Source organism: Catalinimonas alkaloidigena (assembly GCF_900100765.1).
Taxonomy (GTDB): Bacteria; Bacteroidota; Bacteroidia; order Cytophagales; family Flexibacteraceae; genus Mooreia; species Mooreia alkaloidigena.
This window is the reverse complement of sequence record NZ_FNFO01000004.1, coordinates 538,399-563,497: the sequence shown is the minus strand read 5'-3', so window position 1 is coordinate 563,497 and position 25,099 is coordinate 538,399. Positions and strand designations below refer to the sequence as shown.

Genomic DNA, 25,099 nt, shown 5'->3' with positions numbered 1-25,099 from the left:
AAGGCCGTACATCTTTGCGATGCACGGCCTTTTGCACGAGAATTTTATGCGATTTACTGCACGATCAGGCGTCGGGTTTCGATGGCCTCACCGTGAGTGGCACGCAGGATGTACACACCCGGCGGCACTTGCAACTGAAGCGCCTGCCCGTTGCGCAGCGACTGCCGCGTAACTTCCTGACCTGTGATGTCCATCACCTGTGCCGAGAAGGTTTGTCCGGCGGCCTGAGGCCAGTAGACCTGCACGGTGCCCGCCGACGGGTTGGGGTAAAGGCGGAACTGATCGGCCGGCGGGGTGGTTGCTACCGGCGTAATTTGCGTGTAACGTTGGCGCGCTGCCTGAGCACTCTGGCGCAGGTCAGTCAGGTTGTCGGCACCGATCAAGGCAAAGGCCACGGTCACCGAGGCTTCGGGGGCCAGCGAAAAGGGACCGGAGCCTACCACGTGCGAGACGTCTTCGCCGGCGGTGCCGCCCGCAGTGAGGTACGTTTGGCCGGAAGAAAGCGAAAGGTACTTTTCGCGCTCCGAGTAGCCGTCGTACACCCCCAAGGGCGCCGTGCCGGTATCACCGTTGGTAATGGCGTAGTAGGTGGCTTCGCCCGGAGACAGAAGTTGAATCGCCGCAAATTTTCCTTCTTCCGCCACGTCGCGCACGTAACCGACCTGCAGATCGCTTTCCCAGTTAGCGCGGTCCAGGCCCTGTGACGATACATCCCAATCGGCGAACAAGCCCGCGTAAAATTGCTCCAACGCTTCGTTCCCATCGTTCGTGATGGTGTACTCGACGATCACGTATTTGTCGTCCGGCGCTTCCGACCAAGCAAAGCTGCGGTAGCCGACGCTGACGTTCAGGTGTTGTGGCAGGGTGTCGATGAGCCCATCGTCGAAATTGCCGCCCAACTCCAGGTCCGAGCGCGTGGAGGGGAGCACGCTGATGAGCTCCCGGGGGATGAAGTCGTCATTCTGTTCGATGCCGGTGGAATCGCGAACGGCACTGGCCACGCGGTTCGGGGCGTTGGCCATGATCAGGCCCATCTCGTAGAGCATGTCGGTGTCGTTGTACTGAAAGCCCAGCCCTTTGCCGGGACCGTAGGATTGGTAGCCGATGCGGCCGTTGCTGGTGATGGACGTGCTGACCTGGTTCACGGCGATGTCGAGCCACGTCTGGTTGACCAGCAGCGTAAAGTATTCGTAGTCTTGATAGCCCTGGTCGGTATACGTGAGTTTAAACTGAATTTCTCGTTCCAGCGGTGTGGTCGGGTCGAGTGCAATCTGGAAGGGTGCGGCACTGTTGTCCACAAGTTCGCCACTCCCGATGATGCCCAGCGTCGATTCGTCCGACAAAATCTGCACGTAAGGATCTGCACTGCTGAGGGTTACCTGGCAGGCGGCCGTTGTGGCACGCAGAAAATTGATAAAATCCAGGTCCAACGTTACAACGTCGCCGCTGTAAAGAAACTCGCTGCCCGCTTCGTTGGTGGCACGCAAACCCAGCTGGCGCACCGAAGGCTTGGATTCCGTCAGGGCACGGTAGAGGTTCAGCCGTCCGTGGCCCATTTTGTCTACGTACTGCGGGTTGAGGTCGTAGATCCCCGCGTCGGCCGTGACGCGAAGCTGCTCGCCCACCTGAATGGCATCGTAGTCGGGAAACGCCGCTTTGACGATGCCTGCCGCGCCGGCCACCATCGGAGACGCCATCGACGTGCCGCTGCTGCGGCCGTAGCCGTTCGTGTCGCTTTGCAGAATCGTACTGGTCAGGCTCACACCCGGCGCGCTGATGTCGACCGTGGCGTGGTAGTTCGAAAAGGAAGCTTTCTGATCGGTATTGTTGGTGGCCGTTACGGACAGGACGTAATCGTACGCTGCCGGATAGAAAGCCTGCTCCAGGCCGTCGTTGCCGGCAGCCGCAACGATCAGGCAGTTTTTTCCGAACGTGACGTAATTGACGATGTCTTGCCCGAACGAAGAAAAGCCCTGGCCACCCCACGAGCAGTTGATGATGTTGGCGCCGTGGTCGGCAGCGTACACAATGCCCTGGTAGCCAAACTGAATGTAAGCGCTGCCGCCCGCGCGCGTATCGTTATCGGACGCACACTTGATCGGCAAAAACCGGCAATTGTACCCCATGCCGGCAACGCCGATGCCGTTGTCAGTCCGGGCCGCGGCAATGCCGCCCACGTGCGTGCCGTGGTTGGTGCTGGGCGTACGGGTGGCCGGGTCGTTGTCGGCCTGAACGCGGTTGTAATCGGACCCGCCGAAGTCCCACCCGCGGTAGTTGTCGACGTAGCCATCGCCGTCGTCATCTACGCCGTTGATGGGGTCGTCGTAGTTCAGTTGCAGGTTGTCGATCAGGTCGGGGTGGTCCCATTTGGTGCCGGAGTCGACAATGGCGATGGTCACGGTCGTGTCGCCGGTCGAAACGTCCCAGCCGTCGTAAGCCGAAACCGCACTCAGGTAACCGCTCTGCTGGCTCGACAGGAGCGGATCGTTCGGAACCTCCAGGGTGCGATGGTAAAAATAGGGCTCGGCGTATTCTACCCGACCGGTGTGCAACACACGGCTGATGGCCTGGGGTAGGGGGACGGAGGCGTCGTAATGAATTTCGTAGATCAGCGAAAGATCAGCCTGCTTCCGGTAACGGTTTTGCGCCGTACTGCCCTGCAATCGGGTCGCGATGGGGGGGCTATGGTGCGGGAAAATCTTCTGAGGTTGTGCCTGGAGCGCGTCCAGTACCGTTTTGAGCGCGGGCTCGTCGATGCCGTCTTCGCGGCAGAGGTAGCGGTACTCGGGGCGTACTTTCAGGACGATCGTTTGAGGCGCGTGCGGTTGCTGGTAGTCGGTTTGCGCGTACGCAGCGGTGGCCAGCCAGGCCCACAGCACGCCGAATAGCGGAACATATCGGAACATAATAAACGGGTTAAATCAAGAGCACACCAGTCGGCCGATTACCGGCCTATAGGGTAACGTAGGGAAGGTAGTAACACGTACCATGCACCAAACGTTTTTGTGCCATTTACAAAACTACGGCAAACCGGGTAAACCGGATCGAACCGCTTGTGTGGTCAGGGGTTTCGAGTAATTTTGGCACCCTTATGCAAATCCTGATCCTCAACGGTCCTAACCTGAACCTGCTGGGCGTGCGCGAACCGGGCATTTACGGATCGCAGTCGTTCGAAGCGTACCTGGAGCAGCTCAAAGCCAGTTTCAGTGACGTGCAAATAGCGTATTTTCAATCGAATCACGAAGGCGAATTGATTGATAAACTGCACGAAGTGGGTTTTTCGTTCGATGGAATCATTTTAAACGCCGGTGGGTTCACCCATACGTCGGTGGCGCTGACCGACGCCGTGGCGGCCATCAAAACGCCCGTCGTCGAGGTGCACATTTCCAACATTTTCAAGCGGGAGGCGTTTCGGCACCACAGTTACCTGAGTCCGAACTGCGTGGGCATCATCTCGGGGTTGGGCATGGACGGCTACCGCCTGGCGCTGCTGTACCTGCTCCACGCCAAAACGACCACTTCGTAGCGTGACCCCGGTAACCGTTTCTGGTCCGAGCCGTTGCCTTTTATACACTTCTCCGCAGACCTTACTCAACCGAATACCTCAACCGTTACTCATCTACGTTTCATGATTACTTTCTTCCCCGGCCCTTCCAAAGTTTACGATCGCATCAGCGAGTACCTGCAAGACGCGTTTCAGGAAGGCGTGCTCAGCATCAGCCACCGCAGTACGGCCTTCAACGAACTGTCGCGGCGGGCCATCGAAGCGACCAAAGCCAAACTGCACATTCCCGACGATTACACGCTGATGTACACCTCGTCGTCGTCCGAAGGGTGGGAGATTGTGGCGCAGTCGCTGATCCGGGAAAAAAGCCTGCACCTGTACAGCGGGTCGTTCGGCGAGCGTGGATTTCAGTACACGAATTACCTGCACGAAGGGGCGTTGCCGTACGTGCTGGACGTGAACGAAGCCATTCCGGTACAGGACCTGCCCGTGGACGACAGCACCGAGCTGATCGCCTGTGTGCAGAACGAAACGTCGAACGGCACGCAAACTTCGGTCGATACCATCCGGGCGCTGCGCGATGCCTACCCGCAGGCGCTGATCAGCGTAGACGCCACTTCGGCCATGGCGGGCATCGCGACCGATTACACCGCCGCCGACATCTGGCATGCGTCGGTTCAAAAGTGTTTCGGTATGCCGGCGGGGTTGGGTCTGCTGGTCTGCTCCCCGCGTGCGGTGGCGAAGGCGGAAGAGATCGGCGAGAAGCGCCACTACAACAGTCTGTTGACCATCCTGAAAAACATCGAGAAGTGGCAGACCAACACCACACCCAACGTGCTGGGCATTTACCTGCTGATGCGGGTGATGGAGACGGCCCCCGATATCGCCGAAGTGGATGCGCAGCTTAAACGCCGGGCGGCACAGCTGTACGCCATGGCTGAGCAACTGCCGCACTACCAGCCGCTGGTGACCAACCACGCCGTTCGTTCGCAGACGGTCGTGACGGTTAAGACCGACGCTACCCGCCTGGCGGCAACCAAAGACGCGGCCAAAGCCGAAGGACTTTTGCTGGGCAACGGCTACGGTGAGTGGAAGGATTCGACGTTCCGCATCGCCAACTTCCCTGCCCTGCTCGACAGCGAGGTGGCACAACTGGTAGATTTCCTGACGGCCTACGCGAACCGACCGGCGTAAGTGGGTTGGTGGGTCGGGAAACCTGACGCGGTACATGATAATTCCGTATGTTGAGCGTTACGTTCTAAACCTAGCCCTTTATGAAGCGCTTGCTCTCTTTTTTCGTACTGATCCTGTTGACACATCCGCTGGCCGCACAATGGACCAAGGGACGCTTGTTTACCTGGGAGGGCGACACGCTAAAAGGGCAGGTGCGGTATATCGCCAACGACGTGGTGGAAATCGACCAGCAGGGACAGGTCCTGAAGTTCACACCCGAACAAATTCAGGGCTTCGATTTGTGGGATGCCTACCTCAACGGCGTGCGCTACTACCAGGCCTTGAAGCGGGGAGAGGGTAATGAAGAGCTGCTCAACATCGCGGCCTTTTTCGAGGTGATTTACGAAGGCGAACCCTATTCTTTGCTGGGGCGCCGTGTGACCATGCGCACGCCCGACCGCCCGGTGTATCCGTCCATGTCGCCCTATGCCTACCGCTACAACTATTTCTACGACCCGTTTTTCAACCCCAGCCGCTTTAATTCGTCCAGCACCAAACTCTTCGAGATTCTGTACATCCGCAACGCGAAGCGCGAGGAAATCGAACAGTATACCGACGAAACGCTGGTGAACCAGAACCGCATTGCGCTGAGCTTCGACAACCCCAACACCGTGATGCTCGACCGGCTCTTCGCGCGCCAATCGGAGGCCATGCTGGCGTTCATCAAACAGAACAAGCTCAACCCACGCAAGCGCCAGGACGTGATCGACATGCTGCGGGAGTACAACGCGCGGGCGGAGACTCCATAAGATTAGAGACAAATGCAACAAAAAAGCCTGTCTGGGACCAGACAGGCTTTTTTGTTGTAAGAAGTCGGAGGGCTCAACCCCCGTAGCCGGGGTTTTGCTGCAAGCCGGCGGCATCCACTTCGCGCAACGGAATGGGATACACCAGCCGATCGGCATCGAACGGAATGTCGTCAACCGCTTGCTCGGTACGCTTGGTGTCGTGAAGCGAATGGCCTTCAAACGCCAGTTCCAGCTTTCTTTCCAGCAAAATGGCTTCCAGCGTGGCCGACGTGGGCGACAACCCGACGCGCTCCCGAACTACCGTCAGGTCTTCCTGCGGAGTAGCACCGACGGTCGAACCGGCCCGCAGGTTGGCTTCGGCGCGCGTTAGGTACATTTCAGCGAGGCGAATCAACGGAACGTTGCCGTACTGGTTTTTCCACTTGCCGGTACGGACCAGGGTTTGCGGATCGCTCGGATCGTCCACGTAGAACAACGACAGGCGCTCGTCGCCTTCTTCGTACAGTGCCAGGTGAGCCGGCAGAATGTCGATGTCACCTCTACCACCGTTGTCCGGGTTGGCGTAGAACGTATGCAGGCTGTTGACGCCATCTTGCGTCGTTACCTGAATCGCAAAAATATCCTCCGAAGTAGACGTAGCCGTGTTATTAAACGCGTTGGCGTAGTTTCCTACCAGCGCATAGTCACCTTCTTCGATCACCCGGTTGGCGGCTTGGGCGGCTTTTCCGTACTCCTGCTGTTGCAGATAGATGCGGGCCAGCACCGCCGAAGCGGCATACGTGGTCGCGAAAAATCCGTTCTCTTCAGGCAAAAGTTCTACTGCGCGGGTCAGGTCAGTAATCGCTTGGTCATAGACCTGCGCCACGGTGTTGCGCGGCACGCGGCTGCTTTCGTCGATGGTGCGCGTGGGTGCGGTAACCAACGGAACCGCGGGGTTTTGTGTGGGGTCGCCGTCGTTCCAGGCTTTTCCGTATGTGCGGGCCAGGTCGAAATACACCAAACCGCGGATAAACAGGGCTTCCCCCTCTACGCGGTCGCGCTCGGCTTCGTCCACGACGTCGAGCGCGCTCAACACGTTGTTCGCGATGTTGATGGCCACGTAGGCCGCCAGGTAAGTGGATTCAACATTCGCGTTGTTAGTTTGGATGCTTTTGACGTAAAACTCGCGCGGCTGGATGTAGGTCCCCGACCAGAACACCTCACCGTCGTCGGCCAACAGGTCCGTGTCTTTCATCAGTTGTCCTCCGTACAGATCGCCGTCGCCCAGGGCATCGTAGGCACCCACCAGCACCGCCTGAACGTTTTCCGACGTACTTAGGGCTTCGCCCTCGTCGATCGATTGCTGAGGCTCAATATTCAGTTTGTCGCCGCAGCCTGTGGTAAGGGCGGCCGCTAACATAAAACTTGCTATAGAAAAATATGAAAAGTATTTCATTGCAGAGTAAAGGGTAAATTAGAAACCAAGGTTGATACCGGCGGTGATGGTACGGGGCTGTGGTGCCGAATAGAAATCGTTCCCCAGGCTGATGTTGCCCGTCGACGAAGTCGTCAGGTAGTCAGCATTCACTTCCGGGTCCCACCCTTCGTACTTGGTAAACGTCAGCAGGTTTTGCCCTGTCACGTAGATGCGTACCCGATCCAGCTTCAGTTTCGAGATCACCGCGCTGGGCAGGGTATAGCCCAACGTCACCGTTTTGAGGCGCACATAGCTGCCGTCAGAAAGGAAACGGGACGACTCCCCGGTGCCGTTGCCGAAGAACAGACGCGCCTGCGGGACATCGGTGATGTCGCCGGGCTGCTGCCAGCGGCGCAGTTGGTCGGTCGTTTGGTTATCGAAGAAGTCGGCGCTGGCTTGGAAAAACTTGCCCCCGCCGTTGTAAATCTCGTTGCCGAACACACCTTGGAAGAACACCGTCAACTCCAGGCCTTTGTAGCCGAAGGTATTGTTGATCCCGCCGATCCAGTCCGGGTTCGGATTGCCGATGACAATCCGGTTGGCGGCGTTGTAATCGTTCGTGGTTTCACGGCTGCCGGGCTGTTCCGGATCGTTGATGTAATACAGGGCGTCACCGTTCTCAGGATCTACACCGGCGTACTCACGCTCGTAAAACACGCCGATGGGGTAACCTTCGATGGCGCGGTTAACAAAGCCTCCTTCAATCACCTGACCGTCCAGATCGGTAATTTTGTTCCGGTTGATCGAGAAGTTCAGGCTGGTGTTCCACGTAAAGTCACCTACCAGGTTGGAGGTGTTGACCATGAACTCAAACCCTTTGTTTTGCAGCTTGCCGATGTTGCGCATCTGGGTCGTAAAGCCGCTCGATCCCGGTACGTTCACGTTCAGCAGAAGGTCGCGCGTTTGCTTGACGTAGTAGTCTATTTCACCGGAGATCCGATTTCTCAGGAAACCGTAGTCAATCCCGATGTCGGTCTGGGCCGTAGTTTCCCACTTCAGGTTGGGGTTGGGCGACTGCGAAGGGCGCAGGCCCGGCACTCCACCGTAGGCACCATCGCCCGAAAACAGGCCGCGGGCGGCGAAGTTGCTGATTTCAGCATTCCCCGTTAACCCATAGCTCGCGCGCAGTTTCAGGAAACTCAGAAACGCCGAGGTATTCAGGAACGACTCTTCGGTCAGTACCCAGCCCATCGACGCTGCCGGGAAGAAACCGTAACGTTCGTTGGCACCAAAGCGCGATGAGCCGTCGATCCGGCCGCTGAGCGTTAGCAGGTAGCGGTTGGCGTACGCGTAGTTGGCGCGGGCAAAGTACGAGAGAAAGCTAAAGGCGGTCTCTTCGGTGGTTCCGGACGTGATTTCAGCCGCGCTGGCCAGTTGCTTGAACGCATCGCTGGGAAACTGTTGCCCCTCTACGTACGACATGTCGCGGCGCGACTCCTGAAAGCTCATCCCGACGGTGGCTTCGATGTTGTGCTGCGTGCCGATCGTCTGGTTGTACTGGAAGAAGTTGTTGGTCGTATAGTTCAGCAACTGTACGTACCGGTTGGCACCCAGGCCGTTGGACGTGCCCACGTTGCGGGCGGTCAGCTTGCCGTAGTACTCTTCTTCGTTCTGGTTCAAGATGTCGACCCCGAACTCGGTACGGAATTTCAACCCGGGCAGAATGTTATAGCTCGCGTAGAGGTTGCCCAAATTGCGGAACACCGTCGTGGTGTATTTGGCATTGTCTACGTAAAGCAGCCCGTTGAAATAAAGCGTATAGTTGCCGCTCAAGGCGTTGGTGCGTGGGTCGATGACGGGCTGAATGGGGGGCTGGGCCACCAATTGCAGCGGCGTCGCGAACGAGTTGTCGTCCGACAGGCGGTCGTTGACGGTACGCGACAAGCTCAGGTTCAGGCCCAGATTCAGGCGCTCGGTGGCCTGGTGATCCAGGTTGATGCGTCCGTTGATGCGCTCGAAGCTGTTGCGGATCATGATGCCTTTCTGGTCGCTGTACGATCCCGCCACATAGAAGCGCGTTTTTTCATTACCGCCGCTGGCGTTCAGATCGAGTTGCGTGATGCCGCCTTTCTGAAAAGCCTGCTCCTGCCAGTTTTCATCGACCGCAGGGGTCGAATTCAGCGCCTGCCGCCAATCGGTGCCTGCCGCATAGCGATCGAAGCGGCTTTCCAGATACGCCACGTAATCGAACGAAGGATCGAGGGCATTGGAGTTAGCCGCGGCCTCGGTGAAAAGTTCGACGTACTGCTGCGCGTTCAGGTACTCGCGCTTGCCCGTGGGGTTGCTGACGCCTGACAACAGGTTGACCGAGAACTTGGTTTTGCCCGACTTCCCTTGCTTGGTCGTGATCAGTACCACACCGTTGGAGGCACGCGAGCCGTAAATGGCTGCCGCAGAGGCGTCTTTCAAGATGTTGATCGACTCAATATCGTTGAAGTTGATATCGGCCAGGGGGTTGGTCGGCGCGCCGTTGCCCGACTGGCTTTGTGCTGTAATCGGAATCCCGTCAATCACGTACAGCGGTTGATTGCTGGCCGTTACCGACGAAGAACCCCGTACGCGGATCGAGATGCCCTGACCCAGTTTGCCGTTGTTCGATTCGATAAACACCCCCGTCGCACGGCCCTGAATGGCCTGCTCTACGCTGGTCACCGGGAGGTTTTGAATCTCTTCGCCGGAAACCTGGGCGATGTTGCCCGTCAGGTCCGCCTTCTCCTGCGTTCCGTAGCCGACCACGACTACTTCGTTCAGGGCCTGGACGTCTTCGGCCAGCGTCACGTCTACAACGCTACGGTTGTTGAGCGCCACTTCCTGAGCCGTAAAGCCGATGAAGCTGAAAACCAGCGTCGCATCGCCCGATACTGTAAGGCTGTAGCGGCCGTTGACATCGGTTACGGTGCCGTTCGTCGTACCTTTTTCCGATACGTTCACGCCCGGTAAAGGCGTTTGGTCCTGTGCGGACACCACTTTGCCGGAAACGGTACGGCTCTGCGCTAGGAGGTTGCCCGTGAGCAGAAGCAGTACCATTAAAACAAGGAGTAATGGTTTTTGCATTGAAACAGATCGATAGTTAGAGTATAAAAAAAGAGAAAGATTTCGTGTCATTCAGGATCGTTACACGGCTGATCGCTCACAGAAGCGAGCATCACCGGTTCAGGTCCACAGAAACTACCTCCACGCGCTGCACGCATGGAGTAAAGAAGCTGATAAACTTCCAAAAGTGGTGGAAAGAGTGGTGGGGAAGCCAGCAAATTACTCGAAAACTCTTGAACCACAAATATCTTCTTACGTCCGGCCGGCCTGTTTTTGTGCAGCGTGCTGGTGCTTTCCAACCGGTACGCCAAGCGCGACCGGCCAGGAGAATTCGGCCTGCAAAAGCCACCCCACGCCCCGACCATTGCCGAGATTGTGTACTTTCGGGGGTGGGATGAATCGTCAGAAAAAAATCTTTTTGTGGCTTAGCCTTTTGTTCACGTTGGGCGTCATCGTGATGACCATCGACTTCATGTCGCGCACTACCCCGCCGGGTGCGAAACGCAAGCACATCGTCGATGCGGTGGCTCCGTTGCAGGACTCGACGCGCGCCGACAGCGTAGCCCCCTGACGCTTCTGACAACCCTTTGAATCCGATTTTTTAACGCAGTTTTCTATGTCCTCTCCGGATCTTTCTTACATTCTGAATGAACTGGGCGAAGACCACAGCCTCCACTACGGAGCCGTCTCGCCCCCGATTTACCAGACCACCAACTTCTGCTTTCGCGACGTGGCGCACATGCGCGAGGCGTTGCAGCACGAGTCGTCGATTCCGTTTTACACACGCGGCACCAACCCGACGATCGACGTTGTGCGGAAAAAACTGGCCGCCCTCGAAGGGGCCGAAGATGCGCTGCTGTTTGCCAGCGGAAGTGCGGCCGTGGCGGCCGCGGTGATGGTCCACCTCCGGGCGGGCGATCACGTGGTGTGTGTGCAGAAGCCCTACAGTTGGAGCAACAAGCTGCTGAACGTGATGCTGGCGCGCTTCGGCGTGACTACTACCATGATCGACGGCACGCGCCCCGAGGCGTTTGCCGAAGCCCTGCAACCCGCCACCAAACTGATCTTTCTGGAAAGCCCGAACTCCACCACGTACGAGTTGCAGGACCTGGCCGCCGTGGCGAAACTGGCGCGCGCCAGGGGCATTGTGACGGTGATCGACAACAGTACGGCCTCGCCGCTGGGGCAGCAACCCATTGCGCTGGGCATCGACCTGGTGGTGCATTCGGCCACGAAATACATCGGTGGCCACAGCGACGCCATTGCCGGGGTAGTGTGTGGGACACACGCCATGATGGAGCGGATTTTTGCGTCAGAGTTTATGACATTGGGTGGGGTGCTGTCGCCGTTCAACGCGTGGTTGCTGTTGCGTGGCCTGCGCACGTTGCCGCTGCGCTACGAACGTTCCTGTCGCACGGCCGAACGGCTCGTCGCTTTTCTGGAGACGCATCCGGGCGTAGAGCGGGTCTATTATCCCTTCTCTGAAACGCATCCGCAGCACGAGCTCGCCCGCCAGCAGATGACGTGGGCAGGAGGGCAGTTTTCCGTCTTATTGCGTACGCAGGCGTGGGATGCCGTCGAGCGGTTCTGCAATACGCTGAAGCGCTTCCTGCTGGGGTGTTCGTGGGGTGGGCACGAGTCGCTCGCCTTCCCGATGTGCACCCTGTACGACTCGGCCAATTACCAGGCCGTGCTGCCTTTCAACCTTGTGCGGTTTTACGCCGGGCTGGAGGAGCCCGAGGTCTTGATCGAAGACTTGCGCCGGGCCCTGGCGGCCATGGACGCGGTGCCGCAACCTGCGAAACCGCATTAGCGACGTTCCGGGAAGCACGTCCGGTGTACGGATTCCCCACCGGGGATCTTTGGCAATGCCGACCGGAAGTTCTACTTTGAAGAAAATTGCCTTCGTATGTGCCCACCACACATAGCGTCTTTTGTACGTGTTGCCGTGCTGCTGCTGTTCGGGGCCGGCTGGAACGTCGCCTTGCCGGGGCAGCCGTTGAGGTTCCGGCACCTGTCTACGGGCGATGGCCTGTCGCAAAGTTCCGTGCTGTTCATAACACAGGATGCGCAGGGGTTTCTATGGTTCGGTACGCACTACGGCCTGAACCGCTACGACGGCTATGCCTTCAAAGTCTTTCATCACCGCGAGGGCGACTCGACCAGCCTGGCGCATAACGAAATTACGTCGCTCTTCACCGACCGGGAGGGCGTGGTGTGGGTCGGCACGCATCAGGGCTTGAGCCGCTACGACCGGACGCAGGAACAATTTCGGACGTTTCGACCCCAGGCGGGCGAGCCCAACCACCTGCCGGCCCTGACGGTCCACGCCATGACCGAAGACGAAAACGGTACCTTGTGGCTGGGCACGGCCTTGGGCCTGAGCCGTCGGGACGGTGAGCATTTTCGCAATTACCTGCCGCAGGTCAGCGTACAGGCGTTGCTGTCGGACGGTCGGGGCGGGCTCTGGATCGGCACCGGTACCGGCTTGCTGCACTTCGATCCGTCGAGCGGGACGTTGCAAACCATAGGTACCGCGGAAGCGGAATTGCCTGCAAGCGACGTGCGCGCGCTCTGTTTCGATGCGGAAGGGCAACTCTGGATCGGGACGTACGGCAACGGCTTGTACCGGCTTGCACCGGAACAAAACCGGCTGGAACGCTACCGCCACCGTCCCGACGATCCGAACAGCCTGATCGATCACCACATCCGTTCTTTATGTCTCGACAAACGTGGCGATCTCTGGATCGGCACGTTGCGCGGCCTCAACCGCCGTGACCGGGCAACGGGCACCTTTACCCGATTTACGAGTGACGTCAACCATCCGGAGGGGCTGAGCCATAGCTCCATCCATGCGTTGTATGCCGACCGGCAGGGAAGTTTGTGGATCGGGACGTACTATGGCGGCATCAACCTTCTGAATCCGCTTTACAACCGGTTCACGTACCTTCAGCACCAGGCCGACCCCAACAGCCTGAGCAACAACGTAGTCAGCACGCTTCGGGAAGACGAGGCGGGCAACCTCTGGATCGGTACGGAGGGCGGGGGGCTGAACTTGCTGGATCGGGAAACCGGTCGGTTTACCCACTTTACCCACCAGCCCGATGCGCCGGGGAGCTTGAGCCACAACAACGTAAAATCCCTGCTGCTGGACCGCACCGGCGGCGTCTGGGTAGGGACCTACTGGGGTGGACTGAACTACCGCCCGCCGGGCGCGCAGGAGTTTCAACATTATCAACACGAAACCGAAGACACCAGCAGCCTGAGCCACAGTTCGGTCTATGCCCTATTGGAAGACCGGAACGGAACCCTCTGGGTAGGGGCATACGGTGGCGGCGTTGACCGGCTCGACCGGCGCACCGGCGCGTTTACGCATTACCGGCATGATAAGAACGACCCCCACAGCCTCAGCAGCGATGTGGTGCGCACCTTGCTGGAAGATCGCCTGGGTTTGCTGTGGATCGGCACCCGCGACGGACTCAATTGCCTCGATCCGCGGACCGGACGCGTCACGGTCTTTCGGCACGATCCCGCCACTCCGACAAGCCTGAGCCGCGACGACATCAACACGCTCTACGAAACGCGCGATGGTGCGTCGCTCTGGGTAGGCACCTACGGCGGAGGACTGAATCGTTTCGATCGGCACAACGCCACGTTCCGGCATTACCAGACCGGGGAGGGACTGCCTGGCGATGTGGTGTACGGCATCCTGGAAGACGACCGGGGATACCTCTGGATCAGCACGAACCACGGCCTTTCGCGCTTCGATCCGCAAACGGAAACGTTTCAGAATTTCGAACTGGCCAGCAACTACTTCGGCAACGAGTTTACCAGCGGGGCCTGCCTGCGGCGGCGCGACGGGACCATGCTGTTCGGGGGGCTGAACGGCATCCTCATGTTTCACCCCGACAGCCTCCGGCCCGATCCGTACACCGCGCCGCTGGTCCTGACCGACTTCCGGCTGTTCAACCGTTCCGTTTCCGTCAGTCACGAAGGACCACTGCCCCGGCCGATTGGGGAAGTCAGCGACCTGACGCTCTCGCACCGCCAATCCATTTTCAGCCTTTCGTTTGCCTCGCTCAACTTCGTCTATCCCGAAAAAACGCAGTACGCTTACCGCCTGCGGGGACTGGAAGCGCAGTGGAACCGCGTGACCGGCAAACCCACCGCCACCTATACCAACCTGGAGGCCGGTACGTACCAGTTTGAAGTAAAAGCCGCGAACCACGACGGCGTCTGGAACGAGGCGGCGGTTCCGCTGACCATTACTGTGCTGCCCCCGCCCTGGAAAACCGGATGGGCCTATCTGCTGTATGCGGTGGCGCTTGCCGGGGCCATTTTCTACCTGCGGAAGCACCTGTTGTTTCAGCAGCGCTTGCAAAACCACCTGCGCCTGGAGCAGTTCAAGCGCGAGCAGCACGACAAGCTGCACCAACTCAAGTTACGGTTCTTCACCAACGTCTCGCACGAGTTTCGCACGCCGCTGACCCTCCTGTTGGGGCCGCTGGAAGAGATGCTCGACACCGCAGAGGGCAGCTACAGCAGCAAACGCAAATTGCAGTTGATGAAACGCAACGCGGACCGCCTGTTGCACCTGACCAACCAGCTGATGGATTTCCGGAAGATGGAATCGGAGCACATGCAGCTGCGGGCGGCTTCGGGCAACGTGGTCAGGTTTGTACAGGAAGTGATGCTCTCGTTTCAGGAATACGCCCGCCAGCGGCAGATCACGTACGCGTTCCAGACCAACCAGGAGGACGTGATGCTCTGGTACGACCGCGACAAACTGGAAAAAGTGCTTTACAACCTCTTGTCCAATGCGTTCAAGTTTACCCCCGACGGCGGGCAGATTGGCCTGGAAGTAGAAGCGCAGGAAGAAACGGTACGCCTCCGGGTGAAAGACACGGGCCGGGGCATTGCGGCGGCGCAACTGCCCCACGTATTCGAGCGGTATTACGAAGGCGCACACGAAGAAGCCGCCTGGGCCGGAACGGGCATCGGGCTGGCGCTGACCAAAGGACTGGTGGAACTGCACCGGGGCACCATCGCGGTGGCCAGCGAAGTGGGGCGGGGCACGTGTTTTACGGTGACGCTGCCGCGGGGTGACGCCCATTTGCGCGCCGACGAGAAGCTGCCTGACTTCAAAGACAGCGAAGACGAACGCCATTACCGGCACGTTCCCCTGGAGGTGGAAGCGACACCTTTGCCCGAAGAAGAACCGGCGACGGAAGTTCCAACATCCGAAGCCGAACGGCCGCTTCTCCTGCTGGTGGAAGACAACAGCGACGTGCGCTCGTACCTGCGGCATCACCTGGCGTCGGCGTACCGCATTCGCGAGGCTACCGACGGCGAGATGGGCTACGAAGCGGCCCTTGATTGCCAGCCCGATCTGATCATTTCTGACGTTATGATGCCCCACCGCAACGGCATCGAATTGTGTCGCCAGTTAAAAACCGACGTGCAGACGTCGCACATTCCCGTCATTCTGCTGACGGCCCGTACCTCCCTCATCTTCCGCATCGACGGGCTGGAAACCGGCGCGGATGACTACATCACCAAGCCGTTCAGCCCCCGGCTGCTGCGCGTCCGTGTCCAAAATCTTCTGGAAAACCGGCAGCGTCTGCGCGAACGGTTTGTCCGTACGCTGCAACTGGAGCCCCGCGAAATTACGGTCACCTCGGCCGACGAAACCCTGCTGCAACAGTTGTTGAACGCCGTCGAGGCCCACATGGGCGACGTGCATTTCGATGTGCAGGCGCTGGCGACCGAAGTAGGCCTGAGCCGCACCGTGCTTTACACCAAGGCGAAGGCGCTCACGAATCAAACGCCGCACGAGTTTATTCAGACGCTGCGGTTGAAGCGGGCCGCGCAGTTGCTCAAACATCCGCACCTCACCGTGTCGGAAATCAGCTACCAGGTCGGGTTCAGCGATCCGAAATACTTCAGCAAATGTTTCCGGAAACATTTCGGTCAGACGCCTTCGCAGTACGCCGCCAATCCGGTAAAAGTGTAATGCTTGCTACACAGTCGTGTGGTGGGCTTCGCGTAGCCGCGTCATGGCCCGGTGGAGGTGATTCATGACGGACTGATAATTGATCGACAGTTGCTGGGCAATTTCCTGCACCGAAAAATCGTCGAAATAGCGCAGGTAGACCACCTCGCGCTGGCGCTTGGGCAACTGGCACAGCAACTGCTGAATGCATTGCTCCTGGTACGCGTGCCGCTCCTGCCGGATCAGCAGCTCTTCCGGCGAGTCGCAGGGCGGAGACGGGGGCAACAGTTCCAGCCGCCCTTCCCGACGGGCATTTTGTTGCATAACGGCGCAGATCTTGTACCGGATGGAGGCCCGCAGGTAAGCGCCCACCGACCGGACGTCCTGGAGCCGCGCCCGCGCGTGCCACAGGGTGATGAAGACCTCTTGCAGGCAGTCTTCCGCCACTTCCGTTTCGTCCGCGAAGCGCAGGGCGTAGGTATACAGTTCTTCGTAATGCCGGTCGAACAGTTGGGCGAACGACGTGTCGCACCCGTTGCGCCAGCGGTTCCAGAGTTCACGCGAATTGAGCGTAGTAGAGGAGGCGATGTTCATAAAAGCTTCCGAGACGTGAGGTAAACAGAATTTACTGGCCTTTGCCGGGCGGGGGCACCACCAGATAAGCCCCTTTGAACGATTGATTGCGGCATTCGATGACGGCATCGCCCGCGCCGGGAATCAACTCGATCACGGCCCGTCCGTTCGCCATCTGGATGACGGCACTGCGGTCGGGAGTGCCGTAGTTTTTGAGCAATTGCCCCGCTCCGTTGTGGTCGAAGTAAACGAACGCTTCGTAGTCGAGGCACCGCTGCCCGGTGGCGTCTACTGCCAGGGCTTCGATCTGTTGATGGCCGTTCGGCAGCGTTTGTGCCGACAAGCGGATTGCGGCAGGAGGGCCGGCACGCCGGTACGTGTAGTGGATGTTCAGGGTATCGCGCGTCACCGCGTTTCCGTCCGCATAGCCAATGGCCACTACCTCATTTTCGCCCTCAGCGAAGTTGTACTCCCACGTCAGGCCACAGGCAGGAAATTTCGTCAGGTCGCGTGTCCGGTGTCCCAGCGATCGGCCGTTGGCCTGCAACTCCACTTCGTCGCAGTTGCTGTACACCGAAAGGGTGCGCGCCAGGCCTTCGGGACCGCTGCGTTCCGTCCACGTGTGCGACTCGATGTAACAAAATTGGGGGCTGTCGGTCCAGTAGCTTTTGAATACATAGTAAGCATCTTTCGGGCGTCCGGCGCGGTCGACCAGGCCTTTCTGGTTCATGTAGGGGATGGCGTTTTCCGGCCGGAGTGGCGTGCCGAAGTCTTTGAAAGCCCACTGCGCATTGCCTACAAAATCGTCGAGTTGTTCAGAGACGTGCAGGTGCCAGTCAAAAAGATCGACGATGTAATTTTCGCTCCAGTCGCCGCTGTTGGCGATGTTTTTCACCGCTACCTGATTCACCGCTTCTTCCCACTCGTTGGGGTTCAGGCGGCCTTCGCCCGTGATGGGCTGTTCGGTGTGGCGGCCCAGGTGACTGGAACCGCCGTATTCCACGTGCAGCAGACGGGGATGCTTTTGCATCGCTTCGCGGATGGCTGGCTCGTAACTTTTGTAAACGCCGGAATACCACCCTGCCCAGATCGATGGCGAAAACACATCGACAATGGCCGCCGCGCCGGGGTATTTCCGCAGGGCGGTCAGGCGGCTGCCGTCCAGCGTGTGGGCGAGGTCGTTGAGTTCCTGCAGAAAGGCGTCGATGGCTTCTTCGTGGTCGCCTCCCGGAAAGTCAGGAAGCCAGTCGATTTCGTTGCCCAGCGACCAGAGGATGATGCTAGGGTGGTTTCGGTTCTGGTCGATCTGCTCGCGGAGCAATTGTTTGGTTCGTGCCTTCCAGACGTCGTCGCCCACGCCGCCCCGGCACCAGGGCAACTCGTCCCAGACCAACAGGCCCAGGCTGTCGCACTGGCGGTACACTTCCGGGTCTTGCGGGTAATGTGCCAGCCGCACGAAGTTGGCGCCCATCGCTTTGATCTGTTGCATGTCCTGCCGATGCAGGCTGTCGGGCAGCGCGCCGCCATAGCCCGCGTGTTCTTCGTGACGGTGGGTGCCGCGCAGCAGCAGACGCTCCCCGTTGAGGTAAAACGGACCGTGTTCCTTAAACTCGAACCAGCGGTAGCCCACTTTTTCGGTGAGTTCGTCCACCACCCGGTTGCCGTGGCGCAACTGGACGTGCAATGTGTACAGCGTCGGGTGGGCGGGCGACCAGAGTTGCGGTGTGCGCAGGGTCGGGAGCTGCACATGCACCGCCGAGTCGGCAGGCGAAGGAGAGCTACGCTTCGTCAGCACGGTTTTTCCGGCCGCATCGCGCAGTTCGGCGGTGAGTTGGTAGCCTTTCGGCAGCGGAGTGTTGAAAAAAACGTCCAGCTCGGTGCGGGCCGCCCGGGCCGAAACCTGTGGGGTATGCACGTGGACATTGGTCAGGTAATGCGCCGGAACAATCTTCAGCCAGACGTCGCGCGTCAGGCCTCCGTACAGAAAAAAATCCGATTTCTGCGACGGAATCAACTGCGGATCGTAGCCATTGTCCACGCGGATCAGCAATTCGTTATCGCCCTCTTTCAACCAGGAAGTGAGGTCGATCTCGAATCCCAGGTAACCGCCGAGGTGCCCGCCGGCGCGTTGACCGTTTACGTAGACGTCCGATTTGAAATTGGCGCCCTCGCAGTACAGCAGAAGGCGGGCGTTGGCCGGGACCTCAGGTTTGCGGAGGCGTTTGCGGTACCATCCGGCGTCGCGGCGGTAGCCCGGTTCGGCGTCGACGGCATCGAACGCATTCCAGGTATGCGGCAGGTCGACCGCTTCGCCTGGTGCCGTCAGTTGCTCGGGCGTGGGTGCAGCGTCTTCCATATATTCCCAACCCGGGTTGAGGTTGAGCTGTTGCCGGGGCGCGTTCGGTTGGGCAAAGAGACCTCCGCTGAACATCAGCGAGAAAAACAGAAAAGAAAGGCGCATGGGAAAAGTTATGACGGGTCCTGAAGGTGCTGCCGGCGCAGCAGCGCTTCTACAAAATAGTAGTCGGCGTAACTGATCGGGACGTCGATCTCGTCGCCGTGCGGCACGTGACCGGTGCTGTGGCGCAGCAGAAAAGGCGTTTCTACGGACGTGGTGCGGTAACGGTCCGACGCCAGCGTCGTGAGAAGCCGGTCGGCGGTGGTGCGGTACGTGTCGGCCCGTTTGCCGCCCAGCGTGCTCAGTTCCAACAAGGCCGAAGCCATGATGGCCGCAGCCGACGCGTCGCGGGGTGCTTCGGTGGCCTCGGGGACGTCGAAGTCCCAGGGGGGAATGCCGTCGGTAGGCAGGCGCTGCAGCAGGTAATCGGCGATGCGGTGTGCATGCTCCAGAAACTGCGCCTCTCGTGTCTCGCGGTAGGTCATCGTGAAACCGTACAGTCCCCAGGCTTGTCCGCGCGCCCAGGCCGATTCGTCGGCGTAGCCCTGGTGCGTCTGGTGGGCCAGCGGCTGGCCGGTCAGGGTGTCGTAGCTCACGACGTGAAACGAGCTGGCGTCGGGACGGTAATGGTTATGCAGGGTGGTGAGGGCGTGTTGCCGGGCGACGCTATAAAAGCTGGAATCGCCCGTGAGACGGGTAGCCGCAAACAGAAGTTCCAGGTTCATCATGTTGTCGATGATGACGGGGAATGCCCATTCGTCCTGATGGTGATCCCACGAGCGCAGCGCACCGACCGTGGGGCGGAAGCGCGTCATCAGCGTCCGGGCACCCTGCACAATCACGTCGCGGTAATGCGGGTCGTCGGTCAGGCGGTAGCCCTGCCCAAAGCTGCAATAAATCTTAAAGCCCATGTCGTGCGTGCGGCCGTTCCATTTTTCCTGTTCCAGGCCGGCCGTCCAGGCCTGTGCCGCTTGTTTGAGCTGCTGGTTTCCGGAGTAATCGTACAGCATCCACAGCACGCCCGGGTAAAATCCGCTGGTCCAGTCCCGGGAGCGAACGCCCCGCACCGAGCCATCCGCTTCCAGCGAGCGGGGAAAGCCGTCGGCCGTGTCGAGCGGATAGTGCGCCAGCGCCTGGTGTGCCTGATCGGTCAGTTGCTCCAGTACCGCCGCAGGGTCGAACGCCGACGTGTGGTGCTGCGCGGGCGAAGGCGACGCGCACGCCCCGGCCAGCAACAAGAGAAGTACAAAAAAGGATTGCTTCATGAAGGTGTGAAAAAAGCAGCCCGGGGCCTTGCGGGGACGAGCGTTGCCCCGGAGCTGCCACTCAACAAAAAATTAGTTGCCGTAGCCGGTGTTTTGTCCCAGGTTCTCGTTCAGCGAAAGGTCGAGTTGCGGCACCGGATAGATCGTTTTGTAAGGCGCGTACCCTACGTTGGCAATCGAGTCCTGCGCCATGGCCTGGTCCAGGGTGTTCCAGCGCACCAGATCGAAACGGCGTTTGCTTTCGAAACAAAGCTCGAAGCTGCGTTCCTGCCGGATGGCCTGCCGAAGTTCTTCCTGGCCCAACCCGGAAAGTTCGGCGAGCCCTGCGCGGGTCCGCACCTGGTTCAGCGCGGCGAAAGCATCGGCGGTGGGGCCGTTGGCTTCGTTTTCGGCCTCGGCAAACATGAGGAGCACCTCGGCGTAGCGGAAGACCGGAATGTTGGTGTCGGTGCGGCGGCTGCGGTCCTGGAAGTTGCTGCGCCCGGCGTCGTACCATTTTTTGATGTACGGATGGTTGGTCAGCGGATTGTCCGGATTTCCGAAGACGGTGTACGGGTACGTTTGGTCGGGAGTGACCACTTCGGTCAGGAAGCTGGCGGCCTTGCGCTCGTCCTGATCGTCGAACTCGTTCATAAAGTCCAGCGAGGTGTGCCAGAAGCTCCAGCCCGATTCGTCGCCCACGGAACCGGGCCGCGACTGGACCGACATGATCGAGTAGGCGTTGTTCGGGTCGGCGTGGTTCTGAATCGAGAAGATGTGCTCGGCGCTGTTCTTGTGCTCGATTTTCCACAGATCGGCCACGTCTTCCAGCAACTGGTACTGGTTCGATGCCATCACTTCTTTCGCTTTCGCGGCGGCCTGTGCCCAGTAGGACGTTTCGTTCAGCGGCGCGCCGGCCATGGTCATGTACACTTTCGCAAGCAGGGTTTTGGCCGCGCCCTGGGTGGGCCAGCCTTCGCCGCCGCCCCAACTGGTCGGGAGGGTCTGTTCGGCCGCCTGCAAGTCGCTGACAATCACCTGGTAAATTTCCGCAACGGGCGAGCGTTCCAGCGTAGCGCCCGCTTCGAAGTCGTTCACCGGCTCGGTCAGCAACGGCAGGTCGCCGTACAGCCGCACGAGGTGGAAGTAGTTCAGCGCCCGCATGAACTGCGCCGCGCCCAGGTACCGGCCGCGTTCGGCGTCGGTCAGGGACGCGATGGCCGGAATCCGCTGAATCAGCATGTTCGCCTCGTTGATGGTCTGGTAGGCTTCGCCCCACACTTCCCGCACGTACTGATGATCGACTTGGTAGGTATAGGCGTCGATTTCGTAGCGCAGTCCGCTGGTGTAGGCCGCGAACGTATGGTCAGAGCTCACTTCGGCCAGGAAGTAGAAGGCGCGGTCGTAGTACGCCTGTCCGCGCATGTAGTTCTGCAAACCTCCCAGAGCAATTTCCACGTCGGCGGCCGAAGCCGGAAAATTGCTGGGCGACAGAAAGCTTTCGGGCGCTTCGGTCAGAAATTCGGAGCAACTGCCCAGACTCAGGGTGGTGCCGGTGAGGAGGGCGATGACGTATTTTTTCATGAGTAATGTCGAATGAGGTGGTGGATTAGAAAGAAAGGTTCAGGCCCACGGTGTAGGTTTTCACGCCGGGGTAGCCGCCGTTGTCGTAGCCCAGTTCCAGGTTTTCGGACGAAGTGCTGCCGCTGCCGCCCCGCGAGTTGACCTCCGGATCGTAGCCGGTGTAGTTCGTCCAGGTGAAGAGGTTCTGCGCGCTGACGTACACCCGCAACTGGCGCAAATGCAGCTTGTCGCTCACGGTGTTCGGCAGGTTGTAGCCCAGCACCAGGTTCCGCAGGCGCACGTACGAGCCGTCTTCCACAAAACGCGTCGACATTTCGCCGGGACTTTCGCCGGGGGCCTGAATCGTGTTGCTGGTGCCTTCGCCGCGCCAGTAGTTCAGGGTGGTGGCCAGTGCATTGTTCGACCCGCCCACGCTCTCCAGGTAAAAGCGGTTCAGGTTCAGCACGTCGTTCCCCTGCACTCCCTGGAGGAAGATGCTCAGGTCGAAGCCCTTGTACGAAAATTGGTTCGTGATGCCGAAGACGTACTGAGGCAAGGCGTTGCCGATGATGGTTTTGTCGTCGTTGTCGATTTTGCCGTCCTGGTTCAGGTCTTTGTAGCGCACCGTGCCGGGCTTGGCACCCGACTGCGCCAGTGCATCGGCTTCTGCTTCGTTCTGGAAAATGCCGTCGAACACGTACCCCCAGAAATTTCCGACCGGCTCACCCACGCGGATGATACCCGTTTGCGAGAAACCCGCGCCCATTGCGCCTCCGGAAGCGTTCAGCGGAAACTCGGTGTCGTCGCCCAGTTCCAGCACCTCGTTGCGGTTCCAGGAGATGTTGGCTGAGGTGGTCCAGGTAAAAGGCCCGATCAGGTTACGCGTGGTCAGGCCCAGTTCCAGTCCGCGGTTGCGCATGCTCCCGATGTTTTGTACCTGGCTGGTGTAGCCGGTGTAGGTCGGCAGCAGCTTGCTGTAGTGCAGGTCGTAGGTCTTCTTGTCGTAGTAGTCGGCGGTCAGGTCGATGCGGTTGTTGAACAGCCCCAAATCGAATCCGACGTTGGTCTGGCCCGTGGTTTCCCATTTCAGGTCCGGGTTCGGAACCCGCCCGGGCTGCACGCCATTGGTGTAGGTCGTGGTGCCGAGGGTGTAGCGCGAGCCCAGGTTGAACGACGCCAGCGACTGGTAGGGGGAGATGGCCTGGCTGCCCGTAATGCCGTAGCTCAGCCGCACCTTCAGGTTGGAAACGGCAGCGATGTGCTGCATGAACTGCTCTTCGCTGATGCGCCAGCCCAGCGCCGCCGACGGGAAAAACGCCCACTTGTTGTTGGCCGCAAATTTGGAGGAGCCATCGGCCCGCCCCGAAAGGGTCAGCAGGTAGCGGCTGTCGTAGCTGTAGTTGATGCGTCCCAGAAAGGAAGCCAGCGTCTGCTTGGTATAGTTGGAGGCGGGGGTGAGGGGCGTTGAGGCCAGCGACAAGTTTTTGTAGGTCAGAATGTCGCTCGGAAAGCCGCTGCCGCCGGTGCGGTTGTAGACGTCGCGAATGCCCTGCGCCGTAAAGCCTGCCACGCCGGACAGATCGTGCCGCTGGTTGAACGTGTGCTGGTAGGTCAGGGTGTGCTCCAGGAGCCAGTTGGTGTTCCGGCCGTTGGCGATGGTGGCCTGCCCCGCGTTCAGGGCCGACTGCAAACGGCGCGAATCGTAGCGTTCCGACAGATCTTCATCCAGTATATAGCCGAAATTTAGCTTGTAAATCAGGTCGTTCAGAATTTTATACTCTGCAAAGGCATTGCCCAGCAGGTAGTTGCGTGTGCGGCGGTCGATGCGGTCCGACAAAATCAGCAGCGGGTTGTCCAGTTGGTCGCCGGGCAGCAGCGAAGGCGAGTAGGTTCCGTCGGCGTCGTACGGCGCGATCAGCGGCGAAAAGCGCAGGGCCGACATCGTGACCGGACTTCCCTGGCTGCCGTAGCCGTCGTTCATTTTTACGAGGTTGTTGACCGACCGGCTGTACGTGATGTTGTTCCCGAAGCGGAGCCGGTCGTTGACGGTTTGCGTCAGATTCAGGCGGAACGTGCCGCGCTGAAAGTTTGAGTTTTTGATGACGCCGTCCTGATCATAGAAGTTACCCGACACCAGAAAGCGGGTCTTTTCGCTCCCGCCCGAAGCCGAAAGCTGATAGCTCTGCATGGGGGCCACCTGAAAAATCTGGTCTTGCCAGTCGGTGCCGGTGCCGTAGCTGGCGGGGTCGTTGGGGGTGTAGGGCCGCAGCGGATTGGCCAGCAGAAGTTCGGCGTGTTGCTGCGCGTTGAGCATGTCTAGTTTCTTGGTGATCTGCTGCCAGCCGTAGAACGACGACACGTCGATCTGGACTTTTCCGGCCTGCCCTTGCTTGGTCGTGACGATGATCACGCCGTTGGCACCGCGCGATCCGTAGATGGCCGTCGCCGATGCATCTTTCAGGACTTCGACCGAAGCAATGTCGTTCGGATTCAGCAGTTGCAGGTCACCCCCCAGCATTCCGTCGATGACCACAAGCGGATTGTTGCTGCCTTGCAGGGAATTACCCCCCCGAATCCGGATCTGGACCGTGCCGCCGGGGTGCGCACTGGTGGTGGCTACCTGCACCCCGGGAACGCGTCCTTGAATGGCCTGATCGGGCCGGGGGGTAGGGATGGCCTGTATCTCTTCGGACGAAACGGAGGCGACCGAGCCGGTCAGGTCCGATTTTTTCTGCGTGCCGTAGCCCACCACAATCACCTCGTTCAATTGTTTGGTATCCTCGGCCAGGGCGACGTCGAGCGTGGCGCGGCCGTTGACCGGAATTTCCTGCGAGGTAAACCCGATGGAGCTGAACACCAGCGTGGCGTTATCGGTCGTCTGGATCTGGTACTTGCCGTCGAGGTCGGACGTGGTGCCTTGTGCAGTGCCTTTTACGATGACGGTGACGCCGGGAAGCCCCTGTCCATCGGAAGTAGACGTGACCGTGCCGGATACCGTACGCGCGGCTTGTGCCCAGACCGGCGCGGAACTGAGGAATCCCAGCAGACCGAGCGCTAGGCTAAGCCCACGCAGGAGGAGAGTAGTTTTGTACATCATGTATCGTTGTTTGAGAAGTAAGGATTCTACAGGAGGTAAATAAGAAACAGCACCATGCTGACGATGAAGAAGCCCAGAATCAGTTCGAGCGGAGAAACGGGTGGTGGCGATTTCATACGTAGCGTGTGGTGGGAATAAGAACCGCCGTAAAGCAAGTGCAAACGTTTGAATCGAGCGTGCGAAGGTGGGGGGAGAATCGTCCGGCAGGAGGAGAATCGTCCGGAATGGGGTGGAAAATCGTCCGGGAGGGCAGGTA

Annotated in this window: 14 protein-coding genes; 6 read left to right on the top strand and 8 right to left on the bottom strand. The window is 59.5% G+C overall.

Going from position 1 to position 25,099, the window contains the following annotated elements:
- Positions 1–53: 53 nt before the first annotated feature.
- Complete coding sequence (locus BLR44_RS13180) at positions 54–2,906, bottom strand: S8 family peptidase (RefSeq protein WP_089682566.1); 2,853 nt, start codon at positions 2,904–2,906, stop codon at positions 54–56.
- 185 nt (positions 2,907–3,091) lie between these two features.
- Here BLR44_RS13180 and aroQ point away from each other — a divergent pair, with 185 nt between their 5' ends.
- The 3 genes from aroQ to BLR44_RS13165 all read left to right on the top strand — a co-directional run bounded on the left by aroQ (position 3,092) and on the right by BLR44_RS13165 (position 5,487).
- Positions 3,092–3,526, top strand: a complete 435-nt coding sequence (gene aroQ, locus BLR44_RS13175; RefSeq protein ID WP_089682564.1) for a type II 3-dehydroquinate dehydratase — start codon at positions 3,092–3,094, stop codon at positions 3,524–3,526.
- A gap of 102 nt (positions 3,527–3,628) precedes the next feature.
- Positions 3,629–4,699, top strand: coding sequence for an aminotransferase class V-fold PLP-dependent enzyme (locus tag BLR44_RS13170; protein ID WP_089682562.1), 1,071 nt, complete (start codon positions 3,629–3,631; stop codon positions 4,697–4,699).
- Positions 4,700–4,779: 80 nt separating this feature from the next.
- A complete protein-coding gene (locus tag BLR44_RS13165) occupies positions 4,780–5,487 on the top strand; it encodes a hypothetical protein (protein ID WP_089682560.1) in 708 nt (235 codons plus the stop codon).
- Between the two features lie 73 nt (positions 5,488–5,560).
- Here BLR44_RS13165 and BLR44_RS13160 read toward each other — a convergent pair whose 3' ends face one another.
- A complete protein-coding gene (locus tag BLR44_RS13160; RefSeq protein WP_245706048.1) occupies positions 5,561–6,886 on the bottom strand; it encodes a RagB/SusD family nutrient uptake outer membrane protein in 1,326 nt (441 codons plus the stop codon).
- Between the two features lie 54 nt (positions 6,887–6,940).
- Positions 6,941–9,970: a SusC/RagA family TonB-linked outer membrane protein gene (locus BLR44_RS13155; RefSeq protein ID WP_245706047.1), complete on the bottom strand. Its 3,030-nt coding sequence runs from the start codon at positions 9,968–9,970 to the stop codon at positions 6,941–6,943.
- 400 nt (positions 9,971–10,370) lie between these two features.
- Between BLR44_RS13155 and BLR44_RS28880 the strand changes: the two genes are divergently transcribed.
- The 3 genes from BLR44_RS28880 (at position 10,371) to BLR44_RS13145 (ending at position 15,989) form a co-directional block, all read left to right on the top strand.
- Entirely contained in the window at positions 10,371–10,547 is a 177-nt protein-coding gene (locus BLR44_RS28880; RefSeq protein WP_176956026.1) for a hypothetical protein, read from the top strand.
- Positions 10,548–10,592: 45 nt separating this feature from the next.
- Entirely contained in the window at positions 10,593–11,789 is a 1,197-nt protein-coding gene (locus tag BLR44_RS13150; RefSeq protein ID WP_089682554.1) for a trans-sulfuration enzyme family protein, read from the top strand.
- A gap of 96 nt (positions 11,790–11,885) precedes the next feature.
- Complete coding sequence (locus tag BLR44_RS13145; RefSeq protein ID WP_089682551.1) at positions 11,886–15,989, top strand: hybrid sensor histidine kinase/response regulator transcription factor; 4,104 nt, start codon at positions 11,886–11,888, stop codon at positions 15,987–15,989.
- Between the two features lie 6 nt (positions 15,990–15,995).
- Here the strand turns inward: BLR44_RS13145 and BLR44_RS13140 are convergent, their stop codons facing one another.
- The 5 genes from BLR44_RS13140 to BLR44_RS13120 form a co-directional block, all read right to left on the bottom strand.
- Positions 15,996–16,562 (bottom strand): RNA polymerase sigma factor, encoded by a 567-nt coding sequence (locus BLR44_RS13140; protein ID WP_176956024.1) that lies wholly within the window; start codon positions 16,560–16,562, stop codon positions 15,996–15,998.
- 31 nt (positions 16,563–16,593) lie between these two features.
- The gene (locus BLR44_RS13135) at positions 16,594–19,002 is read right to left on the bottom strand and encodes a glycoside hydrolase family 2 protein (protein WP_089682547.1); all 2,409 of its coding nucleotides are present in this window, start codon (positions 19,000–19,002) and stop codon (positions 16,594–16,596) included.
- An 8-nt stretch (positions 19,003–19,010) separates the two neighbouring features.
- On the bottom strand, positions 19,011–20,204 hold the full coding sequence (locus BLR44_RS13130; RefSeq protein WP_089682545.1) for a glycoside hydrolase family 88 protein: 1,194 nt from the start codon (positions 20,202–20,204) through the stop codon (positions 19,011–19,013).
- 72 nt (positions 20,205–20,276) lie between these two features.
- Entirely contained in the window at positions 20,277–21,767 is a 1,491-nt protein-coding gene (locus BLR44_RS13125) for a RagB/SusD family nutrient uptake outer membrane protein (protein ID WP_089682542.1), read from the bottom strand.
- Between the two features lie 25 nt (positions 21,768–21,792).
- On the bottom strand, positions 21,793–24,843 hold the full coding sequence (locus tag BLR44_RS13120; RefSeq protein ID WP_089682541.1) for a SusC/RagA family TonB-linked outer membrane protein: 3,051 nt from the start codon (positions 24,841–24,843) through the stop codon (positions 21,793–21,795).
- Between the last annotated feature and the right edge of the window lie 256 nt (positions 24,844–25,099).